Origin of the sequence: Streptomyces sp. NPDC058240, assembly GCF_042882135.1 — a bacterium.
Lineage (GTDB): Bacteria > Actinomycetota > Actinomycetes > Streptomycetales > Streptomycetaceae > Streptomyces.
The window spans coordinates 1-3,358 of the sequence record NZ_JBHVWT010000130.1 but is presented as its reverse complement, the minus strand read 5'-3'; the positions used below and the strand labels follow the sequence as shown (position 1 = coordinate 3,358).

Below are 3,358 nucleotides of genomic sequence, written 5' to 3'. Positions count from 1 at the left end.
TCGGACGGCTCGACGGACTCGGCCTCGGTCACGTTCTCACTGGTCAACGATGCATCTTCCTTGATCAGGAGTTACACCGATCGTTTTACAGTCCCATGCTTCCGCCGCAAGGACCCAAGCGGTGTCAGAGAGGTGAAGAGCTGCGGGGGGCCTCTTCTTCACACGGCCGGGGGGCCGTACTCGGCAAGGCCGCTTGAGAAGGTCCACCATGGCCAGACGGATTACGCCGCCGACGGGCCGCAGGCCGCCCCTTTGCCGTCTTCCCGTGGAAGAAGTTGGTTCTCGTGCACGATCCGGCAGGCCCCTCCAGTTCCTCCGAGCCGGCCGATGCGGTCGGCCCGCAGGGCTCCGCCGACGCGGTGAGCGAGGTGATGGCCTGGTACACGCGTGAACTCCTGGCGGAGCGCCGTGCCTCCCACCCCGACCCGGAGCGGCTGGAGCACCTGCTCGCCCGGCAGCAGGAGTGCGTGCAGGACCGGGCGCGGCTGGGGGATGCCGACACCGAGGAGGCATCCCGCCGCCGGCCCGTAGCCGGCCCGGGGGAGTGGGAGGGCGGCCACGGGCGTGGGGCCGGTCAGTCTCCGCGGCTGGAGGTGGGCGGGCATCAGCGCTCGCGCCAGGCGGGAAATCTGCTCCAGGTCGTGGCGGTAGTGCGGGAGCTCGGTGCGCAGGCGGCGCTGGAGGTCCCAGAAGCGTGCCGCCTCCTGGGATGTGTAGGGGCGGGTCTGCTCGGCGAGCAGCACATCCGCTGCGGCTCTCGGCCGCGACCAGGAGCCTTGAGGGGTGCGGTCGTTGCGGTGGAGGACGGTTCCGTCGCGCCCCCACACCATGACGGAGTCGGCCACCGGCTCCTGCTCGGCCGCGGCAACCGCGTTGGCGAGCACGGCGAGGTGCCCGTCGTGCCCAACGGCGGTGGTGAACCGGCCGTGCCCGCCCAGTCGGTTGACGTCGGCGCAGCGCTTCGCGGTGCCCTGCCGGGAGTCGGCCGCCCGTACGGCCAGCACCACCAGCTCCACCCGGTAGCCCGCCCGCCGGTAGGCCATCGCGCTTTCCACGAAGGCGGCCGCGCTGCCGGGGGCGACCTCGATCGTCACGTCCCCGCGCCGCTCTCGCACCGCCGCCTCGGCCATCGCCTGCCAGGCCCGGTAGTCCGCCCGGATCCGATCCCCGGCCGTACGCGGCTCCTCGCGCAACAGGTTGTAGTAGTCCGGGTGCATCGCCTTGAAGTCATCGCCGCTGATCCGCGTGGGCCGGCCGCGCAAGGCCCGGCGCAGCACCTGGGCCTGACTGGTCTTGCCGGTGGACCACCGAGCGCGAAGCCATGGATATCGAGCTGGACGGCATCGCGACGGCGTCGGCCCGGACGACCAGAGGGCCCTCATCACCGCTCTCAGATCCGCCGAACAGTTTCAGCACAGCGCTGCGGAAAACCTCAAGCGAGCCCGCCGCCAGTTCCCATGTGCCCCCTGGTAGGCCCTGACAGACAAGGTCTAACGCGGCCATCAGCCCTGGCTTGCCGACCGGCTCGGCGGCCGCGGCGACCAGCGATGCGCTGCCCGTACGATGACCGGCGTGACTGTCCGCCGCGCTCTTGGCGCCGGCCCCCAGGCTCCCGCGCTCAGCATCAGCGCCGCCCAGGCCGATCCCGCAGTTCAGCCACCCGCACCAGAGCCGCCTTCTCACGGCTCTCCAGCACTGCCCGCAACGACGGCATCCGCCACCTCCACATCACCAGGACGAGGAGGGGATACCGACGACACGCGATCCGCGAGGTGACGGAATGTACGTCGCGGTCAACGGACCGACAGTTGAGGCGGGTTGAGCGACACTCTCCCCGCGGCGCGTGCGGGCAGGGTAAAGCAGTTGCTCGCAGGCGGACTGGTGACGATCATCATCACCGATAACTGGTGAACTTTCTTCTGTGAGGGGTCTGCGGTGACGATCGTGACGAGGGCTGACGGATTCGATCCGGCTTCCCTGGAGGAAGCAGTCTCCACAGTGGCGCAGGGGAGGGGGTTCTCCGGCACGGTCCGGGTCACGCGTCACGGGGAGCCGGTATTCACCCGCGCGTTCGGGATGGCGTCACGGCGGTGGTCCATACCGAACACGTGCGACACGCGATTCCGGGTGGCGTCGGTTTCCAAGATGTTCACAGCGGTGGCCGTCCTGCAGCTCGTCGAGCGGAAGCAGGTCTGCCTCGACGACGCGCTGGTGGGCTTCGTGAAGGAGCACATGCCCCAGCTCGATCCGCGTGTCACGGTCCACCACGCCCTGACGATGACGGCGGGCATCGGCGACTGGTTCGAGGAGGGCAGCGACGACTGGGAGGCCGAATGGGCCGCCCTGACCTCCTCCCACCCGCTCTACCTGCTGCGGAGCAACAAGGACTACCTGTCGCTGTTCGCCGGCAAGCAGCCCCACTTCCCTCCCGGGGAGCGTCATCTGTACAACGGCGCCGGCTACATCCTGCTCGGCCTGCTCATCGAATCGGTGACCGGCCGCTCCTTTGAGGAGGTCATCGCCGACGATGTATTCGCCCGTGCCGGAATGAGCGCAGCAGGATTCCCGGCCCTGGACAACCTGGGGCCGGACATTGCCGAGGGATACCTCACCACCGCCGACAGCCCTACCCCGTACCGGACCAATCACTACGCGACCACCCCCGGGGCCGCCGCCGACGGAGGGGCTACCTGTAGCGCCGCCGATCTGACGGCCTTCGCCCACGCACTGCGCCACGGGCAGCTGCTGAACGAGGAGACCGCGCGCCTGGCACTGACCCCACAGGTCGACGAGCGTGAGGAGAAGGTCCGCGGCTACCAGTGGATGTACGGCTTCGGCCTCACCCACATCCTCGACGACGAAGGAACCATCGTCCGCTGGGGCCACACGGGCGAGGAGGACGGGGCCAGTGCCCGCCTCTATCACTACCCGCGGCAGGGCCTGGACATCGCCGTCCTCGGCAACATCAGCTGGTGCGCCGGCGACATGGGGTGGGCCATCCACGACGCCGTGGTCGGCAACTGAGCAGCCGCGTGCCTGCACTGACCCCCGCCGCCCCTTCTGCCGCAAGGACCACCCCGACGACCGTGCTGCGGATCCGCAGCAGCAAGTCGTCGTCGATCGGCAGCGACGGTTGGGAAGAGGAGTTGATGCTGCCGGGCGACATGACAGGAGTGACCAGGGAAGGCATGGTTCAGGGGCGTTTCCCCTTGATCGTGGACACCCTGATCATTGGATCGTGTAGATCCATAGGATTAGGAGTTCCTGTTGGGGACATCGAAGTACTCGCCTGAGTTCCGGGCCGATGCCGTCGCGCTGTACCACGCCAGTCCGGGTGGGACGTATGCGTCGGTGGCCA

General features: G+C 68.8%; 3 protein-coding genes. 2 read left to right on the top strand and 1 reads right to left on the bottom strand.

What is annotated here, in order from left to right; all coding sequences use genetic code 11:
• Positions 1-221: 221 nt before the first annotated feature.
• Positions 222-1,382, bottom strand: a complete 1,161-nt coding sequence (locus ACFVX4_RS41795; protein WP_389988681.1) for a zeta toxin family protein — start codon at positions 1,380-1,382, stop codon at positions 222-224.
• Between the two features lie 553 nt (positions 1,383-1,935).
• Between ACFVX4_RS41795 and ACFVX4_RS41790 the strand changes: the two genes are divergently transcribed.
• Together ACFVX4_RS41790 and ACFVX4_RS41785 are read left to right on the top strand one after the other, a co-directional pair.
• Positions 1,936-3,024: a serine hydrolase domain-containing protein gene (locus tag ACFVX4_RS41790; protein ID WP_389988679.1), complete on the top strand. Its 1,089-nt coding sequence runs from the start codon at positions 1,936-1,938 to the stop codon at positions 3,022-3,024.
• An 8-nt stretch (positions 3,025-3,032) separates the two neighbouring features.
• Positions 3,033-3,293 (top strand): hypothetical protein, encoded by a 261-nt coding sequence (locus ACFVX4_RS41785; RefSeq protein ID WP_389988676.1) that lies wholly within the window; start codon positions 3,033-3,035, stop codon positions 3,291-3,293.
• Positions 3,294-3,358 lie beyond the last annotated feature (65 nt).

Coding starts and splice junctions, on each gene's coding strand:
- ACFVX4_RS41795 (WP_389988681.1), bottom strand. CDS start 1,382: ATGAGGGCCCTCTGGTCGTCCGGGCCGACGCCGTCGCGATGCCGTCCA.